Here is a 23,199-nt window from a genome sequence, read left to right on the forward strand (position 1 = left end):
ATGCCCCGCGCCAGCACCAAATCCATCGCATCCCCTGCCACCGCCGCTGTGGCCGGGAACGGCCCAGCCGCCACCGACAAGGGCAGTTCCATCGAAAGCATCGCGCAGGACATCGCCACCGCCATCGTCGAGAAGCGCCTGCCGCCCGGCACCTGGCTGCGCGAGGAGGCGCTGGGCCGCGTCTATTCGGTGAGCCGCACCAAGATCCGCGCGGCCTTGCTGATGCTCTCGAAGGACAAGCTCATCGAGATGATTCCCGACAAGGGCGCGTTCGTCTGCCAGCCCACGGTGCAGGAGGCGCGCGAGGTGTTCGCGGTGCGCCGCATCCTCGAAAGCGAGGTGGTGCGCCTGTTCATCGCCAATGCACGGCCGCGCGACTACCAGGTGCTGGAGCAGCACATCAAGTTCGAGCGCACGGCGCTGCGCCAGACCACCACCACGGGCACCGTGCGCGAGAAAGTGCTGGGCGATTTCCATGTGGCGCTGGCGGAGGCCACCGGCAACAAGACGCTGGCCGAACTGGTGCGCGAACTGGTCGCGCGCAGCTCGCTGATCGCGATGCTCTACCACTCGTCGAACGACCCGCATTGCTCGTCGGACGAGCACTCGGACTTCCTTCGCATCTGCCGCAAGGGCGACGTGGAAGGCGCCGTGCTCTGCATGATCGACCACCTGGAGCGCATCGAGACCAGCCTGGAACTCGGCACCGAGAAGCCCGACCGCCAGCTCGACCTGGTGAAGGCGCTGCTCGCCTAGAGGAAGCCTGGGGACGATTCAGCGCCCGGCTTTCGGAGCGCGCTTCGTTGGCGCGCGCGCAGGAGTGCCGGCCGGTGCGGCTGCAGCCGTTCCCGGAGCTTCCGCCCCTGCGATCAGTCCGCGCAGGAACACCATGATCAGCCGTCCCGAGGGATCCGGGCGCGTGCTCATTCTCTGCAGCGCCAGCCCATGCGACAGGGCCATGAAGGCGGCGGCCAGTTCGTCCGGTGCGGCAGGAGGCGTGCGCCCGAGCTTGCCGAACAACTGGCCGATCACGCCGCCGAGCTCGGACCGGTGCTTGTTCCACACCTTCCGGTATTCCGCAGCGAAGCTTCGGCTGCGGTTGGCATGCAGCTGAAGTTCGATGGAAAGCATGCACCAGTCGGCATCGTGATTGAGCGTGGAAGCCCAGGCTTCCAACTCGGCCAGCATCTGCCCGGGCTCCTGCTGCTCGTTGCCCATCACCTTGAAGAGCTGCGTCGCTTCCGCCTCCATGTGCCGCCGCAGCAGCTCCAGGAGAACGTCTTCCTTGCTCGAGAAGTTCGAATAGAAGGCGCCTTGGGAGTAGCCCGCCTTGTCCGCGATGTCGCGGATCGATGCACCCCCATAGCCGTTCGAGACGAACAGCTGCTGCGCGGTTTCGACCAGGCGCTCGCGCGTCTGCGCGCGGCTTTCCTCGCGGGTCAGGCGCGTTCTTGCTGTCGTCGGGCTCATGCCTCAAAAGATATCACATGAACTTTGGATATCGTCCATCCAATATTCAGAAATCACTTGATATTTGAAAATGCCGCGGCTACATTCAAAACTCGTTTGATTTTTGAAATTCGATTGATATGGAAAAACCCAAGGCCTTGAGGTCCGCGTTCGTCACCGGCGCGACCGGCCTTCTCGGCAACAACCTGGTGCGCGAACTGGTCGCGCGCGGCGTCTCGGTCAAGGCCCTTGTCCGCTCGAAGGCCAAGGGCCAGCAGCAGTTTGCGGGCGTGAAGGGCGTCGAACTGGTGCTGGGCGACATGGCCGATGTGCCCGCCTTCGCCGGCGCGCTGCAAGGCTGCGACGTGGTGTTCCACACCGCCGCGTTCTTCCGGGACAACTTCAAGGGCGGCAGCCACTGGCAAGAGCTCAAGCGCATCAACGTGGACGGCACGCGGCAGCTCATCGAGCAGGCCTACGGTGCGGGCATCCGGCGCTTCGTCCAGACCTCGTCCATCGCGGTGCTCAACGGCGAGCCGGGCGTGCCCATGGACGAGACCTGCCTGCGCGAGCTGGCCGACGCCGGCGACGACTACTACCGCAGCAAGATCATGGCCGACCAGGTCGTGTCGGCCTTTCTGGGCACGCACCCGGATATGCATGCGAGCTTCGTCCTGCCCGGATGGATGTGGGGACCGGCCGATATCGGCCCCACCTCGTCAGGACAATTCGTCAATGACGTGGTGCTCGGAAAACTGCCCGGGCTGGTGCCCGGCAGTTTTTCCGTCGTCGACGCCCGCGATGTGGCCAGGGCGCAGATTTCGGCCGCGGAGCACGGTCAACGCGGCGAACGCTACCTGGCGGCCGGCCGCCACATGACGATGCAGGAACTGGTGCCCCTGGTGGGAAAGATCGCAGGCATCAAGACGCCGACGCGCCACTTGCCCTTTCCGCTCCTGTACCTGCTGGCGGCGGTGCAGGAACTCTACGCACGGACCACCGGCAAGCCCATCCTGCTCAGCCTGGCCACCGTGCGGCTGATGCGCAAGGAGGCGGGGCGCAGCCATTTCAATCACACGAAGAGCGAGCAGAAGCTTCAGCTGAAGTTTCGCCCGGTCGAGCAGACCGTTGCCGACACGCTCGCCTGGTATCGCGGCAATGGCTGGCTGCCCGGTGTGCCGGCCCGAACCGAATCCTGAACAAGAGAAAAAAAACCGTGACCCACAGATCGATCCTGAACCTCTCCGCGGCCTTCGCAGCCGTTCTTTGCATCGCGGCAGCGCCGCAGGAATCCGCGGCCCAGGGCCTCCCTGCCGCGAGGACCGCGGGCAGCATGGCCGAGTTCTGCAGCAAGGGGCAGGCGGAGTACCCGGGAGGCATCGCCCGCATGCACCCTTCGTTCAAATTCAACATCTGCTGGTGGCTCGAGGATGCCGGCATCGAAGCACGCAGCTTCGACGAAATCGCCGCGGCGCTGCCGGAACACGCCGGGCCGTCGCAGGCAGCCTGGCAAGCGATCTTCGACAAGCCTGCCCAGGTGCACCTGGAACGGGCCCGCGCATTCGAAGAGCGGGGCAACGGCGCGGCTGCATCGGCCGAGTACAAGAAGGCCGCTTTCTACCTTCGGATGAACCGGCTTCCCAAGCGCGTCCCCATGGCGGACCTGCAGGCGACCGAACGAGCCCATGCGCTCCTGGGAAGGCCGCTGCAGCGGATCGCATTCAAGACCGGCGCCAAGGAATTCATCGGCTACTTCCGGGCGCCGCCGGCACGGCTGGGCGGCAACGAGAAGCTGCCGGTGCTGGTCATTCTTGGCGGCCTCGACAACATGAAGACCGAGATGATCCGGCACAGCGACTACTTCATGGGCCGCGGCTTCGCCACCATCATTGTGGAGAACCCGGACACCGGGGAGAACCAGCTCGGCTTCCGTCCGGAGTCCCATGCGATGTTCGACACGGTGGCGGACTACATCAAGACCCGCAGCGACCTGGACGCGAACCGCGTGGCCGTGTACGGCTGGAGCATGGGAGGCTACCTGGGAACGCTGGGCGGCCTTGGCAACGACTTCTACAAGGCGATCGTCAATGTGGGCGGCCCCAGCGATTCGAGCTTTGGGCAGGCGCATTGCAAGGTGGCTCCTGCATGGATCGTCGCGCCCTACACGATGTTTGCGAACATGAATCCGCAGACCACGCCGCGCGAAGCGATGTGCGAGTACTACGAAGCATTCCAGCTCTCGCGCCAGCTGAAGAAGCCGACCGCGGTGCAGCTGCGCAAGCCCATTCTCATGGTGAACGGCGCGCGCGAAGACCTCGTCTCCCGGGACGAGCCCGCATCCCTTGCGGCGCTGGGCTTCAACGTGACGCAGCTGGTGTTCGGGGAGGACGGCCACACGGCGGAGTCGAACATGAGCGAGCACTTCGAGTTCACCGCGAACTGGCTCATGCGGCGGCTGAAGATGGAAAACTGATCCGGGTTTTCCTGCATCCGGATCGCCGCATAAATTGTATACAGTTTGGCGTACACAACGAGTGGACGCCACGGGCACCGCGCCGTCCACGCACCCTTTCCCCTTGCCGCTGCAGGAGAAACGCAATGACGGCCGACACCCTTTCCACAGTCCATCCGGTGGACCAGCGGCTGCCTTCGGGCAAGCTCGCGGCCCTGGGCCTCCAGCATGTGCTGGTGATGTACGCGGGGGCCGTTGCGGTGCCGCTGATCGTCGGCCGCGCGCTCAAGCTCTCGCCCGACGAGGTGGCGCTCCTGATCTCGGCCGACCTGTTCTGCTGCGGCATCGCCACGCTGATCCAGGCGCTGGGCGCCACGCAGTGGTTCGGCATCAGGCTGCCGGTGATGATGGGCGTGACCTTCGCATCGGTTGCGCCGATGGTGGCCATTGCCAACGCCAACCCGGGCCGGAACGGCGCGCAGCTGCTGTTCGGCGCGATCATCGGCGCGGGCGCGGTGTCGATATTGATCGCGCCGCTGGTGAGCCGCATGCTGCGCTTCTTTCCGCCGGTGGTCACGGGCACCATCATCGCGGTGATCGGCATCAGCCTGATGCGCGTGGGCATCAACTGGATCTTCGGCAACCCGGTGGGGCCGACGGCGCCCGCGCTGGTGGACCCGGTGTATGCCAAGTGGCTCGCGGAGGTGACCTCGCCGGGCAGCTCGATCCCGGCTGTGCCCAAGGGCTTTGCGATCATGCCGACGGTTCCCAACCCCAAGTACGCGGATCTCTCGGGCTTTGGCGTGGCCGCGCTGGTGCTGGTGTCGATCCTGCTGATCGTCAAGTACGCCAGGGGCTTCGTCGCCAACATCTCGGTGCTGCTGGGCATCGTGATTGGCGCGGTGGTGGCCTCGATCACCGGCCTCATGACCTATGAAAAGGTGGGCAAGGCCGCGTGGGTCGACATCGTGCTGCCCTTTCACTTCGGCATGCCGCAGTTCGACCCGATCCTGATCCTCACGATGACGCTGATCATGATCGTGGTGATGATCGAGTCGACCGGCATGTTCCTTGCGCTCGGCGAGATGACCGACCGGAAGATCACGCAGAAGGACCTGGCCAAGGGCCTGCGCACCGACGGCCTGGGCACGCTGATCGGCGGCATCTTCAACACCTTTCCGTACACCAGCTTCTCGCAGAACGTGGGCCTGGTGGCCGTCACGGGCATCAAGAGCCGGTACGTCTGCGTGGCCGGCGGCGTGATCCTGATCGTGCTGGGGCTGCTGCCCAAGATGGCGGCGCTGGTCGAGTCGCTGCCCACGGTGGTGCTCGGCGGCGCGGGCCTGGTGATGTTCGGCATGGTGGCGGCCACGGGCATCCGCATTCTCTCGGGCGTGGACTTCAAGACCAACCGCCACAACGCGATGATCGTGGCGGTGTCGATCGGCGTCGGCATGATTCCGCTCATTGCGCCCAACTTCAAGCAGTGGATGCCGCATGCGATCCACTCGCTGATCGAGTCGGGCATCCTGCTGGCGTCGATCAGCGCGGTGCTGCTGAACCTGTTCCTCAATGGCGCGAAGCACGATGAAGAGGCGGTGATTGCGGCAGCCAAGCAGGCCGAAGCCCACTAGAGCCTGCTCAGATCATCGCGAGCGGCGCCTTGCGGCGCGGCGGCGGATGCAGGCGGTCGAGTTCGGCGAGGGTGGCCGCATCGAGCTTCAGGTCGGCGGCGGCGAGGTTCTCTTGCAGGTGCGCGCTGCGCACGGCCTTCGGGATCGCGGCGACGCCGGGCCGCGCGAGCACCGCGGCCAGTGCGAGCTGCGCGGCGCTCAAGCCGAGCTGCGCGGCCAGCGCTTGCAGTGCGTCGTCCGAAGCCAGAGCGCCCTGGTCGATCGGGCTGTAGGCCATCAGCGGCATGCCGCGTTCGCGCAGCCAGGGCAGCAGGCTGAACTCCGGGCCGCGCTCGGCCAGTGACAGGTACACCTGGTTGGCCGCGCAGCCAGGACCCGACCCAATGAGCGGCACCAGCTCCTGCATGTCGTCGATGTCGAAGTTGCTCACGCCCCAGCGCGCGATGCGCCCCTTGGCCACCAGCGCCTGCATCGCATCGACCGTTTCGCGCAGCGGGTGGCTGCCGCGCCAGTGCAAGAGGTACAGGTCGATCGTGTCGAGGCCGAGCCGCTTCAGGCTGCGCTCGCAGGCCTCGGGCGTGCCGCGCCGGCTCGCGTTGTGCGGGTAGACCTTGCTGACGATGAAGAGCTCCTCGCGCCGCACGTCGCCCGCGCGCAGGGCCTCTGCCAGGGCCTGTCCGAGCACGGTTTCGGCGCCGCCCTCGCCGTACATCTCGGCGGTGTCGATCAGCCGGTAGCCCATTGCGATGGCTTCGCGCACCGCGGCAACCTCGGCCGCACGGCGGCCTGCGGCTTCGCCCATGCGCCAGGTGCCGAGGCCGAGCACCGGCATCTCGCCGCCGGCCGGGAGTGAAAGGGTTCGCATGGGCGCGATGGTACGGCGGCCCCGGCGGCCGATCCGGGGATCAGGGCAAAATCCCCGCTCGCCGCCCGGTCGGCCGTCCCCTGCCATGCCTCCCCTGCCTTCCCTCCCACCCGACACGCCCACGGCTCGCCCGCACCGCAGCCGCTGGCGCGCGCTGCTCGCGTGGACGGCCGCCGTGGCCGTGGCGCTGCTGCTGATCGGCGCGGCGGGCCAGTGGGCCGCGGCCCGCGAGGCGAGCTTCCAGGCAGACTCGATCCGCCGCGCGATGGAGGTCCACGTGCTGGGCCTGCGCGATGCCGCCGGCAAGTACGGCTACCTGCCGCGCACCGCGGGCATGCACCCGGACGTCTTCGAGGTGCTGGCGCATCCGCGCGACCCGGCGGCGCAGCAGCGCGCCAACCGCTACATCGAAGAGGTGAACCGCCATGCGGGCTCCGATGCGCTCTACCTGATCGACTTGCAAGGCCTCACGTTGGCGGCGAGCAACTGGGCCACGCCGCAGAGCTTCGTCGGCGAGTCCTATGCCAACCGGCCCTACTTCATCGACGCGCGCGCGGGCCGCAGCGGCCTGTTCTATGGCGTGGGCCAGACCACCGGCGAGCCGGGGCTCTTCATGTCCGCGCCGGTGCGCTCCGAGGCCGGCGCCGTGCTGGGCGTGCTGACGGTCAAGATCAGCCTGCGCCAGCTCCAGGAGGCCTGGACCTTCGCGCGCGAGCCGATCCTCTTGGCCGATGCGCGCGGCATCGTGTTCCTGAGCTCGGTGCCGGCCTGGATGTACCAGGCCAAGCGGCCGCTCGCCGCCGCCGACCTCGACCGCCTGAAGCACGAGCAGCAGTACGGCGCCCGCACCGGCTTCCCGCCGCTGCCATGGACGGTGGCGCGCGAGAAAGGGCATCCGGGCTACCTCGTGCGCACCGACATCGGCGGCCAGGCGCGCCGCTTCCTCGCGCTGGACGAGCCGCTGCCCGACCTGGGCTGGACGCTGACCGTGATGGCCGACCATTCGGAGGTCACCCGCGCGCGCGAGCGCACCTGGATGCTGGGCCTGCTGTGCGCGGGCGTGCTGCTGCTGGGCGGGCTCTACTGGCAGCTGCGCGAGCGCCGCTTTGCCGAGCAGCGCGACGCGCGGCGCGACCTGGAGCTGCGGGTGCGCGAGCGCACGCACGCGCTGGACGAGGCCCACGCCTTCCGCAAGGCGATGGAAGACTCGCTGCTGGTGGGCATGCGCGCACGCGACCTCGAAGGCCGCATCATCTATGTCAACCCCGCCTTCTGCGAGATGACCGGCTACGGCGCCGACGAACTGCTCGGCCGGCTGCCACCCTACCCCTACTGGCACCCCGACGACGTGGCGCAGCACTGGCTGCATTACCAGGCGATGATGAGCGGGCAGCCCGCGCGCTCGGGCTTCGAATCGCGCCTGCGGCACCGCGATGGGCACGAGGTGATCACCATGGTCTACACCGCGCCGCTCATCGATGCCGATGGCCGCCACAGCGGCTGGATGAGTTCGGTGGTCGACATCACCGATCAGAAGCGCGCCGAGCTGCGCCAGCGCCAGAACGACGAGCAGCTGCAGCATGCGCAGCGCCTCGCCAGCCTGGGCGAGATGGCCTCCACGCTGGCGCACGAGCTGAACCAGCCGCTGATGGCGCTGAGCAATTTCGCGAGCGCGGCCAAGGCCTTCGCGGAGCAGGGCAACCAGGCGCTGCTGGCCAGCAGCCTCGACGAGACCATGGCGCAGGCCCGGCGCAGCGCCGAGATCGTGCGGCGCATCCGCGGCTTCGTGCGCCAGCGCACCATCGGCACCGAGGATTGCGCGGTGGCGTCGCTGGTCAGCAACGCGCTGGCGCTGCTGCAGGGCGAGATGCGGATGCGCCAGGCGCGCGCCGAGGTGCGCCTGCGGCCAGACCTGCCCGAGGTGCGCGGCGACCGCGTGCTGCTGGAGCAGGTGCTGCTGAACCTGCTGTCCAACAGCCTGCACGCCATGCAGGCCGCGCCGCCCGAGCAGCGGCTGGTGGAAATCGACGCCGAGGTGAGCGAAGGCCGCATGCACATCCACGTGGCCGACCGCGGGCTGGGCATCGACGCGGCGCTAGCCGAGCAGGTGTTCGCGCCCTTCTTCACCACCAAGACCGGCGGACTGGGCCTGGGCCTGAACATCTGCCGCACCATCGTGGAGGCCCACCGCGGCCGGCTGTCCTTTGCCAACCGGGCCGGCGGTGGCACAGTTTTCACCCTCGAACTGGAAATCTCGGCACCGTGACCGCCCTTGCCAACCACCTGTGCATCGTCGACGACGACGAGGCCGTACGCCGCTCGCTGGGCCTCCTGCTGCTGTCGCGCGGCCATGCGGTGCAGGCCTTTGCCTCGGGCGAGGCCTTCCTGGCCGGCGCCGACCTGCAGCGTCCGGGCTGCGTCGTGCTGGACCTGCGCATGGAGGGCATGAGCGGGCTGCAGGTGTTCGATGCGCTGCGCGCGCAGGACAGTCCGCTGGTGGTGATCTTCCTGTCCGGCCACGGCGACATCCCGATGGCCGTGGAGGCGGTGCAGAACGGCGCCTTCGGCTGGCTCGAGAAGCCGTGCAGCGACGAGCGCCTGCTCGAGAGCATTGCCAAGGCGCTGCAGAAGGCCGAAGAAATCGCCGTGCGCCGGCAGGCCCGCCAGGCCGCCGAGGCCCTGTGGGCCAAGCTCACGCCGCGCGAGATGCAGGTGGCCCGGCTGGTCGCCCAGGGCCTGCCCAACAAGCGCATTGCGCTGGAGCTCGCGCCGCTGGAGCAGCGCACGGTGGAAACGCACCGCGCCCACGTGTTCGCCAAGCTCGGCCTGTCGAACAGCCACGAGCTCGACCGCTTCCTGCGCGAGCACGGCCTGTAACGCTTTCTAGGTATTTACCCTTGCGTACAGGTACGTAGCGGCGCGGCGGGCGCCTACGGACGACAGCGCGGCCACGGGCGGACAGACTCGCCGGCACGGCTTTCCGCGGCTCCGCGGGGGGCCCCAGCCAGAGACAAGGACCCCCGAATGACCGCCATTGCCAGCGCCACCGCCGGTGCCTCCAGCCCGGACGCGACCAGCGCCCACGCGCCCAACACCACGCCCTACACCTTCGAGGAAAAGCGCAAGCGCATCTTCGCCATCTTTGCCGCTTCGTCCGGCAACCTGGTGGAGTGGTTCGACTTCTACGTCTACGCCTTCTGCGCGATCTACTTCGCGCCCTCGTTCTTTCCCAAGTCGGACCCCACGGTCCAGCTGCTGAACACGGCGGGCGTGTTTGCCGCCGGCTTCCTGATGCGCCCGATCGGCGGCTGGCTGTTCGGCCGGCTGGCCGACCGCAAGGGCCGCAAGACCTCGATGGTGACCTCGGTCGTCATGATGTGCGTGGGCTCGCTGGTCATCGCCTGCCTGCCCACCTATGCGCAGATCGGCGCCTGGGCGCCCGCGCTGCTTTTGGCCGCGCGCCTCTTGCAGGGCCTGTCGGTCGGCGGCGAGTACGGCACCACCGCCACCTACATGAGCGAGGTGGCGATGCGCGGCCAGCGCGGCTTCTTCTCGTCGTTCCAGTACGTCACGCTCATCGGCGGCCAGCTCCTGGCCGTGGTGGTCGTGGTGGTGCTGCAGCAGCTGCTCGACGATGCCGAACTCAAGGCCTGGGGCTGGCGCATTCCCTTCGTGCTCGGCGCCGTGGCGGCCATCGTGGCGCTGATGCTGCGCCGCACGCTGACGGAAACCGCCAGCACGCAGACCCGCGCCGCCAAGGGCGCCGGCAGCGTCGCCGAGCTGTTCAAACACCACAAGCGCGCCTTCTTCGTGGTGCTGGGCTACACGGCCGGCGGCTCGCTGATCTTCTACACCTTCACCACCTACATGCAGAAGTACCTGGTGAACTCGGCCGGCATGTCCATCAAGACCGCCAGCAACGTGATGACCGCCTGCCTGTTCATCTACATGTGCATGCAGCCGCTGTTCGGCGCGCTGTCGGACCGCATCGGCCGGCGCAGCAACATGCTGCTGTTCGGTGCGCTCGGCGCGCTGATGACGGTGCCCGTCTTGAGCAACCTGCAGAGCGTGGGCAGCCCGCTGATGGCCGGCGTGCTGATCACGCTGGCGCTGGCAGTGGTGAGCTTCTACACCTCGATCAGCGGCATCGTGAAGGCCGAGATGTTCCCGCCCGAAGTGCGCGCGCTGGGCGTGGGCCTGTCGTATGCCGTGGGCAACGCCATCTTCGGCGGCAGCGCCGAATACGTGGCGCTGGGCCTGAAGTCGATCGGCCACGAGTCGTACTTCTACTGGTACGTGACCGCGATGATGGGCGTGGCCTTCCTGGTGAGCCTGTTGCTGCCCAAGCAGGCAAGCTACCTGCACCACGACAAGTAGCCGGGCAAGCGACGCGCGGCCTCAGAAAAGGATCACCCACTCCCCGCGCAGGTAGCGGTACTGGTAGCTGGGCCCCGAGAAGGTGGTGCTGCGGCTGTAGCCGGCGCCAAAGCGAAAGACCTGCGATCCCCTCACGGGGCTTTGCAGGTTCACGTCCAAAAGCCGCGTCGGCTGCCGGAACTCGTGGTTGATCGTCTCGGTGCCGAGCCCCGCCGTGACCGCGAGGGTCCAGCCCGAAAAACGCTGCCGCCAGCCCACGGCCAGCATCGCCTCGCTGTAGTTCTTCGGATTGAAATAGGCCCGGTCCACGTCCTCGTGGCTGCTGCGGTAGGTCCGATAGCGCGCCTGCAGGGTCAGGCCCAGGTCGAGCGACGGCTGGTAGATCAGCCGCAGGCGGCCGTGGTCGCGCCGGTTGCCGTCCGAGAAATACTGCTGCGCCGCGAGACCGACCAGGGTCACGTGGCTTCCAAGCCCCTGGTCGACGGCCACGCCGACAAAGGAAAAATCGATGCCGCGGTCCAGCGACTTCGGCGTTTCGACCCAGTCGCGCGTCACGAGGAATTCCACCGCCGTGCTCTTGGTGGGCGACAGGCGGTAGCTGCCGTCGAGCGTGAGCAGCGTGTGCCCGCCCTGCTCGAACGCGCCGACCTCGATTGCGCCACCGTCCGTGGTCTTCGTTTCGACCGAGCGGGCCAGGAACGAGATCTTCTTGCCGGCCCTTTGCCAGTTGCCTTGCTTGTATTGGTAGTCGCCGAGCCGGAACCCCAGGTAGCGGTCGGCGTTTTCAAACGCGGGAAAGAACTCCACCGACACCCGGCGCGACTGGAAATTGTCGCTGTCGCCGGTGATGAAGAATTCCGGGCCAAAGGCCATGCCGGCCGGTTTTTCGTTTGCCTTTTCTTCCTCCGCCCTGCAGGGAGCGGCCAGCACCAGGCAACCCAGGGAAGCGGCGGCAAGACACCTCGGCAGCCCCTTCATTTGGTTCCCCAGGCCTTGGGCTTCCTGAACAGTTCATCGAGGTAGCCGAGCACGCTGGCAGGCTGCAGGATCAGGCTGTACAGCAGCACGTAGACGAAGAAGCCCTGGACGTTCTTTCGCACCACGAGGCCCGTCTTCCTGAACATCCGGCGTTCGATCCGGAACATGAGCAGGCTCAATGCGAAGGTGGCCGGGATCAACGCGAGGGTCATGATTCCGACGATCCAGTAGTGGCCGAAGAACGCGAGAATGATTCCGGGAATGAAGCCGATGGTGCATGCCAGGTCCAGCCACGGAAACAGCAGGTTCCAATAAATGAAGAAGGTCGACAGGCGCGGCTTGACCAGGATCCCCGGGTGCTTGATGAAGGCTTCCGCCATGCCGCGCGCCCATCGCTGGCGCTGCTTGACCAGTTGCTTGACGGTGGTGGGCACATTGGTGAACAGGCACGCGTCCTCGCAGTGGCCCACCCGGTAGCCGGCTTTCAGCAGGGCCCAGGTGAGCACGATGTCCTCGCCCACGCATTCGGGCCATCCGCCCACCTCGATCAGCGCAGCCCGGTCGTAGATCGAAAACGCACCCTGCGCAACCAGCGTGCCCTGGAACAGCGACTGCACGCGCTTGATGGCGGCAATGCCATGGAAGTAGTCCCATTCCTGGCAGCGGGTGATCCAGTTCAGCCGCGAGTTGCGGACCAGGATTTTTCCCGCCACGGCCCGCGTATGGGGCGGGTCGGCGCGATAGCGCTCGACGATGCTGGTCAAAGCGCCACGGTAAAGGAAGGAGTCGGCATCGACGGTGATGACCAGGTCGTGCGCGACTTCCTTGAACCCGATGTTCAGCGCGCGTGCCTTGCCGCCGTTTTTTTCCAGGTCCAGGAAGGTCAGCCATGGGTACCGCTCCCGGGCACGCTGAACGACAAGCGACGTGCCGTCCGCGGACCCGTCGTTGATCACGATCACCTGCAGTTCGCCCGGGTAGTTCTGCCGATCGATGCTGACCAGCGTCTCGTCGATGGACGCTTCCTCGTTGTAGGCGGCAATCAGGATGGAGATCGGGGGATAGACGGCCAACGCGGGATGCGCCGGCCTCCTGTCCAGCAGCAGGCTGATGGCCAGGAACGCATTCATGAAGCCCGGAACAACGGCAATGCCATACACCAGGAAAATGGCCAGGGCCATCCCCACCCGATCCGTCAGGTCGGCCAGCCAGGGGCCCGCGGCCCATATCGAGAACCACATCCAGGCGCTGGCGCCAATCAACGCAATGACAAACTTGCCCGACACGGGCAGGTAAATCATTGGCTGCAGCGCCTTCTGGCCTTCTTCGTTCATGTCGCTCTCGAGTGTTCCATCGAATGTAACTCTCGACAAACGACGAGAACAGTCTGGTTACATTCTTGGAGACTGTTAACAACACTGGGAGACGCTGCGCCCCGGCCCCTTCAACCCAGGAGCCCGGGAATACCCTCTGGCTCGCTCGAAGTCTTCTTGCCTACATTGCTTGTATGCAAGAAAAGCGATCCTTGCATGCAAACACCGCCAAGACATACAAGGAGACTTCCATGCCTCGCTTCGCCAAATCGCTCTTCGGCCAGGTCGTCATTGCCCTGGTGCTCGGCGTGCTCGCCGGCCTCTTCTTGCCGGAGTTCGCCGTCAAGCTCAAGCCGCTCGGCGACGGCTTCATCAAGCTGATCAAGATGATCATCCCGGTGCTGGTGTTCTGCGTGGTGGTGCACGGCATCGCGGGCGCGGGCGACCTGAAGCGCGTGGGGCGGGTCGGCGTGAAGGCGCTGATCTACTTCGAGGTGCTCACCACCGTTGCGCTGGCGCTGGGCCTGGTGCTGGCCTTCGTGTTCCAGCCCGGCGTGGGCATGAACGTGGATCCGGGCAAGCTCGACGCCACGGCCATGAGCGCCTATGCCTCGAACGCCGACAAGCTCACCAGCGGCGGCACGGTCGAGTTCCTGATGAAGCTGATCCCCACCACGGTGGTCAACGCCTTTGCCACCGGCGACGTGCTGCAGGTGCTGCTGTTCGCGGTGCTGTTCGGATGCGCGCTGTCGCTCCTGGGCGAGCGTGGCAAGCCGGTGGCCGCGGTGGTGGATGCGCTTTCGCTGGTGCTGTTCAAGATCATGGGCATCCTCATCAAGCTGGCGCCGCTCGGCGTGCTGGGCGCCATTGCCTTCACGGTGGGCAAGTACGGCATCGGTTCGCTCAAGCAGCTGGGCATGCTGGTGGCCCTCTTCTACGGCGCGGTGCTGGTCTTCGTGTTCGTGGTGCTCGGGCTGGTCATGCGCATGTCGGGCTTCAGCCTGTGGAAGCTGCTGCGCTACCTGCGCGAGGAGCTGGCCATCGTGTTTGCCACCACCTCGTCGGACAGCGTGCTGCCGCAGATCATGGCCAAGCTGCGCCGCATGGGCATCCGCGACTCGACGGTGGGCCTGGTGATTCCCACGGGCTATTCGTTCAACCTGGACGCCTTCTCGATCTACATCACGCTCGCGGCGGTGTTCATCGCGCAGGCCACCAACACGCCGATCTCGATGGCGGACCTGCTGACCATCCTTGCGATTGCGCTGGTCACCTCCAAGGGCGCGCACGGCGTGCCGGGCTCGGCCATCGTGGTGCTGGCCGCCACGCTGCACGCGATTCCCGCCATTCCGGCCATCGGGCTGGTGCTGGTGCTCTCGGTCGACTGGTTCATGGGCATCGCGCGCGCGCTGGGCAACCTGATCGGCAACTGCGTGGCCACGGTGGCCATCGCGGCCTGGGAAGGCGACATCGACCGCGAGCGCGCCCATGCGGTGCTCGACGGCTCCTACTCGCCGGACGACGAGCCGCTGGCCGAGCCCGAGGTGCCGGCCGTCCCCGTGGGCGCCGTCGGCCGCTGAAAACGCGCGATGGCGACCGACGTCAACCCCACCTCCATCGCCGAGCGCGTGGTCGAGGCCATCCTGGCGCAAAAGCTCGCGCCGGGCGAGCGGCTGGGCGAGCAGGCGCTGGCCGAGAACTTCGCGGTGAGCCGCACCATGGTGCGCGAGGCGCTCATGCAGCTGCAGGCGCGCGGCTTCGTCGAGGTGCAGTCGCGCCGCGGCTGGTACGTGGTGGAGCCCTCGGCCGAGGAAGCGCGCGACGCCTTCTCGGCGCGGCGCATCGTCGAGGCGGGCATCCTGGCCGAAAGCGAAGGCCGGCCGCTGCAGCAGGCCATCCGCAAGCTGCGCGACCACATTGCCGACGAGCAGCGCGCCATCGAGGGCGCCGACGCCGCCACGCGCGCCTTCCTGCTGGCCGACTTCCATGTCTGCCTGGCCGAGCAGATGGGCCACCAGCTGCTGGTCGACGTGCTGCGCGACCTCACGGCCCGCACCACGCTGGCCGCCACGCTCTACCAGTCCAGGCACGAGGCCGGCCAGTCCTGCGCGGAGCACGGCGCCATCGTGGCCGCGCTGGAGGCCGGCGACACGGCCCGGGCGCGCCAGCTGATGATCGAGCACATCGGCAACGTCGAGCGCTCGCTCGAGGTCGAAACCACGGCCGGGCCCGACGCGCCCGCCCGGCTGCGCGCCACGCTGGCGCCGGTGGCGCTGCCGCGCGCCAGGCGCTGACCTCCGGGCGCCCGGTGGCGCCACCGCACAAGGGCGTGCCGACCGACACGGCGGTGCATTCAGGCTCGGCTACAGTCCGAATCACCTATGAATTCACCCCAACTCCAGCGCGGCGTGTTCCTCGCCCTGCTCGCCGCCGTCACGGTCGCCTTCCTCTGGGTGCTGATGCCGTTCTTCGGCGCGGTGCTGTGGGGCGTGGCCCTGGCCATCCTGTTCACGCCGCTCTACAAGCGGCTGCTCAAGGCCATGCCCGGCAAGCCCAATGCCGCGGCGCTGTCGACGCTGGCCATCTGCCTGTTCATCGTGATTCTCCCGCTGGCCATGGTGGGCGTGTCGCTGGTGCAGGAGATCGTGCAGGTCACGCAGAGCATCCGCTCGGGGCAGATCAATTTCGCGGCCTACTTCCAGCAGATCCTCAACGCCGTGCCGCAATGGCTGCTGAACCTGTTCGACCGCTTCAACCTCGGCGACATGGAAGCCTGGCAGGCCCGCATCTCCGCGGGCGCGGCACAGGGCAGCCAGCTCATCGCGGGCCAGGCGCTGACCATCGGCCAGAACACCTTCGACTTCGTCATCAGCTTCTTCGTGATGCTGTACCTGCTGTATTTCCTGGTGCGCGACGGCTCGGCACTTTCGAAGTCGATGCGCGAGGCCGTGCCGCTCGCCAGGCCGCACACGCACTACCTGCTCAACAAGTTCACCACCGTGATCCGCGCCACCGTCAAGGGCAACGTGGCGGTGGCCATTGCGCAGGGCGCGATCGGCGGGCTGGCCTTCTGGCTGCTGGGCGTGCAGGGTGCGCTGCTGTGGGCCGTGCTGATGGCCTTCCTGTCGCTGCTGCCCGCGGTGGGCGCGGCGCTCATCTGGGGGCCGGTGGCCATCTATTTCCTTGCCACCGGCCATTTCTGGCAGGGCGGCATCCTGGTCTTCGTGGGCGTGTTCGTGATCGGCCTGGTCGACAACATCCTGCGCCCGGTGCTGGTGGGCAAGGACACGCAGATGCCCGACTACATCGTGCTGATGTCGACCATCGGCGGCATGGCGATCTTCGGCATCAACGGCTTCGTGATCGGTCCGGTGATCGCGGCGCTGTTCATGGCGGCGTGGAGCCTGTTCGTGGAGTCGGGCCAGCTGGAGACCAGCCCCGGCGAGGACAAGAAGGGCAGCTGAAGCCCGGCTGACTCGCGGCCGCGGGCCGGACGGCCGAAGCGGGCGCGCCCTGCGCCGGCCGGGCGCATTTCGCGCGGGTGTTGGCGCGCTTCGTCGCATCGCGCTGGGCGGCGCGCGGCGCTTGCGGGATCGTCGGGGCCTCCAACTTCCGACGAGGCCTCTGTCCCATGAACTTTCTACAGCCCCCAGCGAGCCTGCGCGCCCTTTGCGCCGCGGCGCTGCTCTCCCCGCTGGCCGCGCTCGCGGCCGACCTGAACGTGAACGTGGCCGACGGTCCGGCCGGCGTAGCCACGCTGTACCTGGCGCTGTACAACGACGCCGCGAGCTACGCCGACAGCAAGGCCGTGGCCTCGCAGACCGCGCCCATGCAGGGCGGCAAGGCCCGGCTCGTTTTCACAGGACTGGCGCCGGGCCGGTACGCGCTGCGGGCGTTCGCCGACGAGAACGGCAACGGCAAGCTCGACACCAACCTCATGGGCATGCCGACCGAGCGCTACGGCTTCTCGAACGACGCGAAGGGCAACCGCGCCGCGCCCGCCTTCGAGGCCGCGGCGATCAGCGTCGATGCCGACCTGCAGACCGTCATCCATCTGCGCTGAGGAGCAAACCGCCATGGAACGACGCGAACTCCTGCGCCTGCTGGCTTCGGCCGGCGCCCTGCACCTCTTGCCACCGCTGGCCCGCGCGGCCGGCACCGCCGACGACTGGCAGGCCCGGTTCGAAGCCGCCGGTGCGCCCTGGAAGACCGGCTTCGCCACGCCCCCGGACGACCTGCCGCTGACCCGCGCCACGGTGCGCGGGCGCTTTCCCGATGCCGTGGCCGGCACGCTCTTTCGCATCGGCCCGGCCGGCCACGACCTGGGCGGCGAGCGCTACCACCACTGGTTCGACGGCGACGGCATGGTGCACCGCTTCGTGATCGAGGGGGCCGACGTGCGGCACCAGGGCCGCTATGTCGCCACGCCCAAGCGCGTGGCCGAGGTGCGGGCCGGCCGCCGCCTGTTCGAGGCCTTCGGCACCATGCCGCCGGGCGTCGAGCCGCCGACCTCGGCCGACAGCATCAACGTCGCCAACACCAGCGTGCTGCCGATGCAGGGCGAGGTGCTGGCGCTTTGGGAAGGCGGCTCGGCCACGCGCGTCGATGCGCGCACGCTCGACACGCTGGGCGTGAAGACCTGGCGGCCCGACCTCGCGGGCATGCCGTTCTCGGCCCATCCCAAGGTCGATCCGGACGGCACGGTGTGGAACTTTGGCGTGAGCTCCGGCCAGGGCCTGCTGGCGCTGTACGAGATTGCGCCCGAAGGCACGCTGCGGCGCGCAGCCGTGGTGCCGGTGGCCGACATGCCGATGGTCCATGACTTCGCCGTGACCGAACGGCACCTGGTGTTCCTGATGCCGCCGCTGGTCTACGACGGCAAGCGCAAGGAGGCAGGTGCGAGCTTTCTCGACGCCCACGTCTGGCGGCCGGAACTCGGCATGCGCGCCCTGGTGGTCGACAAGCAGAACTGGAAGCGGCGCCAGATGCTCGCGCTGCCGGCCGGCTTCCTGTTCCACGTCGGCAATGCCTGGGAAGAAGACACGCCGCGTGGCACCCTCGTCCACATCGACTACGTGCGTTCGGACAACGCCGATTCGGTGTTCACGACCAACCGCGAAGTGATGCGCGCGCGCCGCGTGAAGAGCACCCACCCGCGGCTGACGGTCGCCACGCTGAACCTCGGCACCGGCCGGGCCACGCAGCAGGCGCTGGCGCAGGAGGCCGAGTTTCCGCGCATCGACCCGCGGCGCGTCGGCCTGCGCCATCGCCAGGTGGTTCATGCCACCCAGACGCGTCTCGATGTGCCGGGCTTCGGCGCGATCGCGCGAACCGATGTCGAAAGCGGCCGCAGCCAGCGCTTCAGCTACGGCACGCAGGCCATGGTGGAAGAGCACGTCTTCGTGCCGGACGGCACCAGGCCGGGCTGGGTGCTGGGCACGGTGCTCGATTTCGGCCGGCAGAAGACCGTGCTGTCGTGCTTTGCGGCCGACCACCTGGCGGCGGGCCCGGTGGCGCAAGCCACCCTGCCCTACGCCCTGCCGCTGGGCCTGCACGGCGCCTTCGTGCCGGCCTGAAGGAAAGGCGTCCTCAGCCGCCCCACCAGCCCTCGGCAAAGCGCCCCTGCAGGAAGGCCACGAAGCCCGACACCTTGCCCGGCACCAGCTTGGGCGAGGGAAAGACGGCGTGGATCTCCTGCTCGGGCAGCTTGTGGTCGCCCAGCACTTCGAGCACCTTGCCCGAGGCCAGCGATTCGCTCGCCACGTAGCGCGGCATCAGCGCAATGCCCAGGCCGTCGCGCGCCGCCGCCAGCACCGCGGAAAGGTTGTTGGACCGGAAGCGCCCCGAGACCGGCACTGTCACCGGATCGCCCTTGGGCGTGTGCATGCGCCAGAACTCGTCGCCCACCACGCTGCTGTAGATGAGCGCCACGTGCGCGCTCAGGTCCTGCGCGCGTTTGGGCGTGCCGTGCTTCTTCAGGTAGCCCGGCGCCGCGACCATGGCCCACGGGTTGGTGCCGAGGTAGCGCGCGCCCAGCGACGAATCGGCCAGCTTGCCCATGCGGATGGCCACATCGATGCCCTGCGCGATGAGGTCGACATAGCGGTCCTCGAAGCTCAGGTCGAGCTGCACCTGCGGATGCCGGCGCATGTATTCGAGCGCCAGCGGCACCACCACGCGGCGGCCGAAGGCCACCGAGGTGCCGATGCGCAGCAGCCCCTGCGCCTGGTTCTGGCGCAGCTGCACGATGCTCTCGGCCTCCTCGGCCTCGCGCACGATGCTCTTGCACTTCTCGTAGTAGAGGGCGCCCGGCTCCGTGAGGCTCACGCCGCGCGTGTTGCGGTTGAGCAGCCGCACCTTCAGTCGCGCCTCGGTGGCCGCGACCTGCTTGGTCACGGTGGGCTGGGTGGTGTGGAACTCGAGCGCCGCCTTCGAGAAGCTGCCGGTCTCGACCACGCGCACGAACATTTCCATTGCCAACAATCTGTCCATGGCCGGCATCGTAATCACTTATTCCAGGTTGGAATAGGCTTTATGGTCCGCAGCCGTCTTCTTCGAATGGCCCGCGCTTCCTACAGTGGACGCCACTCAAGGAGACAGTCCCATGGCAAAAATGAAAGCGGTCCAGGCCGCCGTGCTGGTGATGGAAAAGGAAGGCGTGACGCAGGCCTTCGGCGTGCCCGGCGCGGCCATCAATCCGATGTATTCCGCGCTGCGCCAGCGCGGCACCATCTCTCACATCCTCGCGCGCCACGTCGAGGGCGCCTCGCACATGGCCGAGGGCTACACCCGTGCCGTGGCCGGCAACATCGGCGTGTGCATCGGCACCTCGGGGCCCGCGGGCACCGACATGATCACGGGCCTGTACTCGGCCTGGGCCGATTCGATTCCCATTCTTTGCATCACCGGCCAGGCGCCGCGCGCGCGGCTCTACAAGGAAGACTTCCAGGCGGTCGACATCGAGTCGATCTCCAAGCCGGTCACCAAGTGGTCGGTCACGGTGCGCGAGCCCGGCCAGGTGCCACAGGTGTTCCAGCAGGCCTTCCACCTGATGCGCTCGGGCCGTCCGGGCCCGGTGCTGGTCGACCTGCCCTTCGACGTGCAGATGGCCGAGATCGAATTCGACATCGACGCCTACCAGCCGCTCACCCCCTACAAGCCCGCCGCCACGCGCGCCCAGATCGAGAAGGCCATCGGCATGCTCCAGGCCGCCGAGCGCCCGCTGATCGTGGCCGGCGGCGGCGTCATCAACGCCGATGCGGCCGACCTGCTGGTGCGCTTTGCCGAGACCACCGGCGTGCCGGTGATTCCCACGCTGATGGGCTGGGGCGCAATCCCTGACGACCATCCGCTGATGGCCGGCATGTGCGGCCTGCAGACCAGCCACCGCTACGGCAACGCGACCATGCTTGCGAGCGACTTCGTGCTGGGCATCGGCAACCGCTGGGCCAACCGCCACACGGGTTCGGTCGACGTCTACACCAAGGGCCGCACCTTCGTGCACGTTGACATCGAGCCCACGCAGATCGGCCGCGTGTTCACGCCCGACTTCGGCATCGTGTCCGACGCCAGGGCCGCGCTCGAGCAGTTCGTGGCCGTGGCCGAGGAGATGAAGGCCGCCGGCAAGCTGCGCGACCGCCGCGAGTGGGCCAGGTCGTGCATCGAGCGCAAGAAGACCATGCTGCGCAAGACCAACTTCGACGAAGTGCCGATGAAGCCGCAGCGCGTGTACCAGTGCATGAACAACAACTTCAGCAACGACACCTGCTACGTGAGCACCATCGGCCTCTCGCAGATCGCGGCCGCGCAGTTCCTGCACGTGTACAACCCGCGCCACTGGATCAACTGCGGCCAGGCCGGCCCGCTGGGCTGGACCATTCCGGCCGCGCTGGGCGTGCGGGCGGCCGACCCTTCGCGCAAGATCGTCGCGCTCTCGGGCGACTACGACTTCCAGTTCATGATCGAGGAGCTCGCGGTGGGTGCGCAGTTCAAGCTGCCGTACATCCACATCGTGGTCAATAACTCCTACCTTGGCCTGATCCGCCAGGCGCAGCGCGGCTTCGAGATGGACTACTGCGTGCAGCTCGCGTTCGACAACATCAACGCGGGGCCCGATGCAGGCATCGAAAGCAGCTACGGCGTGGACCACCTGAAAGTGGTCGAGGGCCTGGGCTGCAAGGCGATCCGCGTGAACCGGCAGGAAGAGATCGCGCCGGCCATCCAGCGCGCCGAGGCACTGATGGCCGAGTTCAGCGTGCCGGTCGTCATCGAGGTGATGCTGGAGCGCGTGACCAACATCGCAATGGGCACCGAGATTGACAACATCACCGAGTTCGAGCCGCTGGCCGAGCATCCGGCCGATGCGCCGACCGCCGTCGCGGCCGAGATGCTGGACTGAAGAGGAGCGATACACCATGCCCAAGTTCGCAGCCAACCTCACGATGCTCTTCACCGAGCTGCCGTTCATGCAGCGCTTCGAGGCCGCCGCCAAGGCCGGCTTCGAGGCGGTGGAATACCTGTTCCCCTACCCCTTCGAAAAGAAGGAGCTCGCAGCCGCGCTGCGCGCCAACGGGTTGCAGCAGGTGCTGCACAACCTGCCGGCCGGCGACTGGGACAAGGGCGAGCGCGGCATCGCCTGCCATCCGGAGCGCACCGGCGAGTTCCGCGAAGGCATTGCCATGGCCATCGACTACGCCACCGCCCTGGGCTGCCCGCAGCTCAACTGCCTGGTCGGCAAGGTGCCCGAGGGCGCCGACATCAACGTAGTGAACCGCACGGTGATCGACAACCTGCGCCTGGCCGCGCGCGAACTCGAGGCCGCGGGCCTGCGCCTGCTGGTCGAGCCGATCAACACCTTCGACATCCCGGGCTTCTACCTGAACCGCACCGACAAGGCGCTCGCGCTCATCGAGGCGGTGGGCTCGCCGAACCTGAAGGTGCAGTACGACATCTACCACGCGCAGCGCATGGAAGGCGAGCTCGGCAACACGCTCTCGAAGCATCTTGCGCAGATCGGCCACATCCAGCTGGCCGACAACCCCGGGCGCGGCGAGCCGGGCACGGGCGAGATCAACTACCCGTGGCTCTTCCGGCACATCGATTCGATCGGCTACGAGGGCTGGATCGGCTGCGAATACAAGCCGCGCAGCGACACCGTGGACGGCCTCGGCTGGCGCGAAGCGCTCACGCAATAAAAGACAACTTCAGATCGGAAACAAAGACATGTCGCAATCGCAAAAGATCGGATTCATCGGCCTCGGCATCATGGGCGCGCCCATGGCGGGCCACCTGCTCGACGCGGGGCACCAGCTCTTCGTCAACACCCAGGGCAACACGCCCGAGCCCTTCATCTCGAAGGCCACCATCTGCGCCTCGGCGGCCGAGGTGGCGCGCCAGGCCGACGTGATCTTCATCATGGTGCCCGACACGCCCGACGTGGAAAAAGTGCTGTTCGGCGAACCCGGCACGCAGGGCGTGGCCGAGGGCCTGAAGGATTCGCGCGGCAAGATCGTGGTGGACTGCAGCTCCATCGATCCAATTGCCACCAAGGGCTTTGCCAAGCGGATCATTGCGCTGGGCTGCGGCTACATCGACGCGCCGGTCTCGGGCGGCGAAGTGGGCGCCAAGGCCGCGAGCCTCACCATCATGTGCGGCGGCGACGAGGGCACCTTCGGCCAGGTGCGGCCGCTGCTCGAGAAGATGGGCAAGAACGTCACGCTCGTGGGCAACGTGGGCGATGGCCAGGTCTGCAAGGTGGCCAACCAGATCATCGTGGCGCTGAACATCGCTGCGGTGGGCGAGGCGCTGCTGTTCGCCTCCAAGGCGGGCGCCGATCCGGCCAAGGTGCGCCAGGCGCTGATGGGCGGCTTCGCGAGCTCGCGCATCCTCGAGGTGCACGGCGAACGCATGATCAAGCGCACCTTCGCGCCGGGCTTCCGCATCTCGCTGCACCAGAAGGACCTGAACCTGGCGCTGCAGAGCGCACGGGCGCTGGGCGTGGCGCTGCCGCAGACGGCGGGCGCGGCGCAGCTCATGAATGCCTGCGCCGCATTGGGCCATGGCCAGCAGGACCATTCGGCGCTGGTGCGTGCGCTCGAGGCCCTGGCTCAGCACACGGTCACCCCGGACTGA

20 protein-coding genes are annotated in these 23,199 nt (G+C 67.5%); 15 read left to right on the forward strand and 5 right to left on the reverse strand.

Annotation, left to right across the window (positions count from 1 at the left end):
• Positions 1 to 756 carry a GntR family transcriptional regulator gene (locus tag ACAM58_RS19250; RefSeq protein WP_015866713.1) on the forward strand — a complete coding sequence of 252 codons (756 nt, stop codon included), beginning with the start codon at positions 1 to 3 and terminating at the stop codon, positions 754 to 756.
• Positions 757 to 774: 18 nt separating this feature from the next.
• Here the strand turns inward: ACAM58_RS19250 and ACAM58_RS19255 are convergent, their stop codons facing one another.
• Positions 775 to 1,470, reverse strand: coding sequence for a TetR/AcrR family transcriptional regulator (locus ACAM58_RS19255; RefSeq protein WP_015866714.1), 696 nt, complete (start codon positions 1,468 to 1,470; stop codon positions 775 to 777).
• Positions 1,471 to 1,589: 119 nt separating this feature from the next.
• On the opposite strand from ACAM58_RS19255, the gene ACAM58_RS19260 reads away from it, so the two are divergent.
• From ACAM58_RS19260 to ACAM58_RS19270, 3 genes are all read left to right on the forward strand, one after another.
• A complete protein-coding gene (locus tag ACAM58_RS19260; RefSeq protein ID WP_278881327.1) occupies positions 1,590 to 2,648 on the forward strand; it encodes an SDR family oxidoreductase in 1,059 nt (352 codons plus the stop codon).
• A 17-nt stretch (positions 2,649 to 2,665) separates the two neighbouring features.
• A complete protein-coding gene (locus tag ACAM58_RS19265) occupies positions 2,666 to 3,922 on the forward strand; it encodes an alpha/beta hydrolase (RefSeq protein ID WP_369663320.1) in 1,257 nt (418 codons plus the stop codon).
• A gap of 125 nt (positions 3,923 to 4,047) precedes the next feature.
• On the forward strand, positions 4,048 to 5,535 hold the full coding sequence (locus ACAM58_RS19270) for a nucleobase:cation symporter-2 family protein (RefSeq protein WP_369663321.1): 1,488 nt from the start codon (positions 4,048 to 4,050) through the stop codon (positions 5,533 to 5,535).
• Positions 5,536 to 5,542: 7 nt separating this feature from the next.
• On the opposite strand, the gene ACAM58_RS19275 is transcribed toward ACAM58_RS19270, so the two are convergent.
• A complete protein-coding gene (locus tag ACAM58_RS19275; protein WP_369663322.1) occupies positions 5,543 to 6,400 on the reverse strand; it encodes an aldo/keto reductase in 858 nt (285 codons plus the stop codon).
• Between the two features lie 85 nt (positions 6,401 to 6,485).
• Between ACAM58_RS19275 and ACAM58_RS19280 the strand changes: the two genes are divergently transcribed.
• From ACAM58_RS19280 to ACAM58_RS19290, 3 genes are all read left to right on the forward strand, one after another.
• On the forward strand, positions 6,486 to 8,666 hold the full coding sequence (locus ACAM58_RS19280) for a PAS domain S-box protein (RefSeq protein ID WP_369663323.1): 2,181 nt from the start codon (positions 6,486 to 6,488) through the stop codon (positions 8,664 to 8,666).
• The gene (locus ACAM58_RS19285; protein WP_369663324.1) at positions 8,663 to 9,277 is read left to right on the forward strand and encodes a response regulator transcription factor; all 615 of its coding nucleotides are present in this window, start codon (positions 8,663 to 8,665) and stop codon (positions 9,275 to 9,277) included. The genes ACAM58_RS19280 and ACAM58_RS19285 overlap by 4 nt, the downstream gene beginning before the upstream one ends.
• Before the next feature lie 147 nt (positions 9,278 to 9,424).
• Positions 9,425 to 10,777 carry an MFS family transporter gene (locus tag ACAM58_RS19290; RefSeq protein ID WP_018905325.1) on the forward strand — a complete coding sequence of 451 codons (1,353 nt, stop codon included), beginning with the start codon at positions 9,425 to 9,427 and terminating at the stop codon, positions 10,775 to 10,777.
• A 21-nt stretch (positions 10,778 to 10,798) separates the two neighbouring features.
• On the opposite strand, the gene ACAM58_RS19295 is transcribed toward ACAM58_RS19290, so the two are convergent.
• Positions 10,799 to 11,650 (reverse strand): hypothetical protein, encoded by an 852-nt coding sequence (locus tag ACAM58_RS19295; RefSeq protein ID WP_244883722.1) that lies wholly within the window; start codon positions 11,648 to 11,650, stop codon positions 10,799 to 10,801.
• Positions 11,651 to 11,751: 101 nt separating this feature from the next.
• Positions 11,752 to 13,089, reverse strand: coding sequence for a glycosyltransferase family 2 protein (locus tag ACAM58_RS19300; protein ID WP_369663325.1), 1,338 nt, complete (start codon positions 13,087 to 13,089; stop codon positions 11,752 to 11,754).
• A gap of 230 nt (positions 13,090 to 13,319) precedes the next feature.
• Between ACAM58_RS19300 and ACAM58_RS19305 the strand changes: the two genes are divergently transcribed.
• The 5 genes from ACAM58_RS19305 to ACAM58_RS19325 all read left to right on the forward strand — a co-directional run bounded on the left by ACAM58_RS19305 (position 13,320) and on the right by ACAM58_RS19325 (position 18,644).
• Positions 13,320 to 14,648: a C4-dicarboxylate transporter DctA gene (locus ACAM58_RS19305; protein WP_369663326.1), complete on the forward strand. Its 1,329-nt coding sequence runs from the start codon at positions 13,320 to 13,322 to the stop codon at positions 14,646 to 14,648.
• Between the two features lie 9 nt (positions 14,649 to 14,657).
• Positions 14,658 to 15,362, forward strand: a complete 705-nt coding sequence (locus tag ACAM58_RS19310; protein WP_018905322.1) for a GntR family transcriptional regulator — start codon at positions 14,658 to 14,660, stop codon at positions 15,360 to 15,362.
• Positions 15,363 to 15,449: 87 nt separating this feature from the next.
• Entirely contained in the window at positions 15,450 to 16,532 is a 1,083-nt protein-coding gene (locus ACAM58_RS19315; RefSeq protein WP_015866726.1) for an AI-2E family transporter, read from the forward strand.
• Between the two features lie 167 nt (positions 16,533 to 16,699).
• A complete protein-coding gene (locus ACAM58_RS19320; protein ID WP_369663327.1) occupies positions 16,700 to 17,131 on the forward strand; it encodes a DUF2141 domain-containing protein in 432 nt (143 codons plus the stop codon).
• A gap of 13 nt (positions 17,132 to 17,144) precedes the next feature.
• Positions 17,145 to 18,644 carry a carotenoid oxygenase family protein gene (locus tag ACAM58_RS19325; RefSeq protein WP_369663328.1) on the forward strand — a complete coding sequence of 500 codons (1,500 nt, stop codon included), beginning with the start codon at positions 17,145 to 17,147 and terminating at the stop codon, positions 18,642 to 18,644.
• 13 nt (positions 18,645 to 18,657) lie between these two features.
• Here ACAM58_RS19325 and ACAM58_RS19330 read toward each other — a convergent pair whose 3' ends face one another.
• The gene (locus ACAM58_RS19330; protein ID WP_278875855.1) at positions 18,658 to 19,560 is read right to left on the reverse strand and encodes a LysR family transcriptional regulator; all 903 of its coding nucleotides are present in this window, start codon (positions 19,558 to 19,560) and stop codon (positions 18,658 to 18,660) included.
• A gap of 112 nt (positions 19,561 to 19,672) precedes the next feature.
• Here ACAM58_RS19330 and gcl point away from each other — a divergent pair, with 112 nt between their 5' ends.
• Genes gcl through ACAM58_RS19345 form a run of 3 tightly spaced genes read left to right on the forward strand, consistent with a single transcriptional unit; the run spans position 19,673 to position 23,199 of the window.
• Positions 19,673 to 21,466 carry a glyoxylate carboligase gene (gene gcl / locus ACAM58_RS19335; RefSeq protein ID WP_018905317.1) on the forward strand — a complete coding sequence of 598 codons (1,794 nt, stop codon included), beginning with the start codon at positions 19,673 to 19,675 and terminating at the stop codon, positions 21,464 to 21,466.
• 16 nt (positions 21,467 to 21,482) lie between these two features.
• On the forward strand, positions 21,483 to 22,262 hold the full coding sequence (hyi, locus tag ACAM58_RS19340) for a hydroxypyruvate isomerase (RefSeq protein WP_018905316.1): 780 nt from the start codon (positions 21,483 to 21,485) through the stop codon (positions 22,260 to 22,262).
• Between the two features lie 28 nt (positions 22,263 to 22,290).
• Positions 22,291 to 23,199: a 2-hydroxy-3-oxopropionate reductase gene (locus ACAM58_RS19345; protein ID WP_027730731.1), complete on the forward strand. Its 909-nt coding sequence runs from the start codon at positions 22,291 to 22,293 to the stop codon at positions 23,197 to 23,199.

The sequence above is a fragment of the Variovorax sp. V116 genome (assembly GCF_041154435.1).
Taxonomy (GTDB): Bacteria; Pseudomonadota; Gammaproteobacteria; order Burkholderiales; family Burkholderiaceae_C; genus Variovorax; species Variovorax paradoxus.

Bases quoted from the DNA above. Each gene is read 5' to 3' on its own strand.
- ACAM58_RS19300 (WP_369663325.1), bottom strand. From the start codon at position 13,089: ATGAACGAAGAAGGCCAGAAGGCGCTGCAGCCAATGATTTACCTGCCC.
- gcl (WP_018905317.1), top strand. From the start codon at position 19,673: ATGGCAAAAATGAAAGCGGTCCAGGCCGCCGTGCTGGTGATGGAAAAG.
- ACAM58_RS19315 (WP_015866726.1), top strand. From the start codon at position 15,450: ATGAATTCACCCCAACTCCAGCGCGGCGTGTTCCTCGCCCTGCTCGCC.
- ACAM58_RS19310 (WP_018905322.1), top strand. From the start codon at position 14,658: ATGGCGACCGACGTCAACCCCACCTCCATCGCCGAGCGCGTGGTCGAG.
- hyi (WP_018905316.1), top strand. From the start codon at position 21,483: ATGCCCAAGTTCGCAGCCAACCTCACGATGCTCTTCACCGAGCTGCCG.
- ACAM58_RS19295 (WP_244883722.1), bottom strand. From the start codon at position 11,650: ATGGCCTTTGGCCCGGAATTCTTCATCACCGGCGACAGCGACAATTTC.
- ACAM58_RS19250 (WP_015866713.1), top strand. From the start codon at position 1: ATGCCCCGCGCCAGCACCAAATCCATCGCATCCCCTGCCACCGCCGCT.
- ACAM58_RS19330 (WP_278875855.1), bottom strand. From the start codon at position 19,560: ATGGACAGATTGTTGGCAATGGAAATGTTCGTGCGCGTGGTCGAGACC.
- ACAM58_RS19260 (WP_278881327.1), top strand. From the start codon at position 1,590: ATGGAAAAACCCAAGGCCTTGAGGTCCGCGTTCGTCACCGGCGCGACC.
- ACAM58_RS19345 (WP_027730731.1), top strand. From the start codon at position 22,291: ATGTCGCAATCGCAAAAGATCGGATTCATCGGCCTCGGCATCATGGGC.
- ACAM58_RS19280 (WP_369663323.1), top strand. From the start codon at position 6,486: ATGCCTCCCCTGCCTTCCCTCCCACCCGACACGCCCACGGCTCGCCCG.
- ACAM58_RS19320 (WP_369663327.1), top strand. From the start codon at position 16,700: ATGAACTTTCTACAGCCCCCAGCGAGCCTGCGCGCCCTTTGCGCCGCG.
- ACAM58_RS19325 (WP_369663328.1), top strand. From the start codon at position 17,145: ATGGAACGACGCGAACTCCTGCGCCTGCTGGCTTCGGCCGGCGCCCTG.
- ACAM58_RS19290 (WP_018905325.1), top strand. From the start codon at position 9,425: ATGACCGCCATTGCCAGCGCCACCGCCGGTGCCTCCAGCCCGGACGCG.
- ACAM58_RS19275 (WP_369663322.1), bottom strand. From the start codon at position 6,400: ATGCGAACCCTTTCACTCCCGGCCGGCGGCGAGATGCCGGTGCTCGGC.
- ACAM58_RS19305 (WP_369663326.1), top strand. From the start codon at position 13,320: ATGCCTCGCTTCGCCAAATCGCTCTTCGGCCAGGTCGTCATTGCCCTG.
- ACAM58_RS19255 (WP_015866714.1), bottom strand. From the start codon at position 1,470: ATGAGCCCGACGACAGCAAGAACGCGCCTGACCCGCGAGGAAAGCCGC.
- ACAM58_RS19270 (WP_369663321.1), top strand. From the start codon at position 4,048: ATGACGGCCGACACCCTTTCCACAGTCCATCCGGTGGACCAGCGGCTG.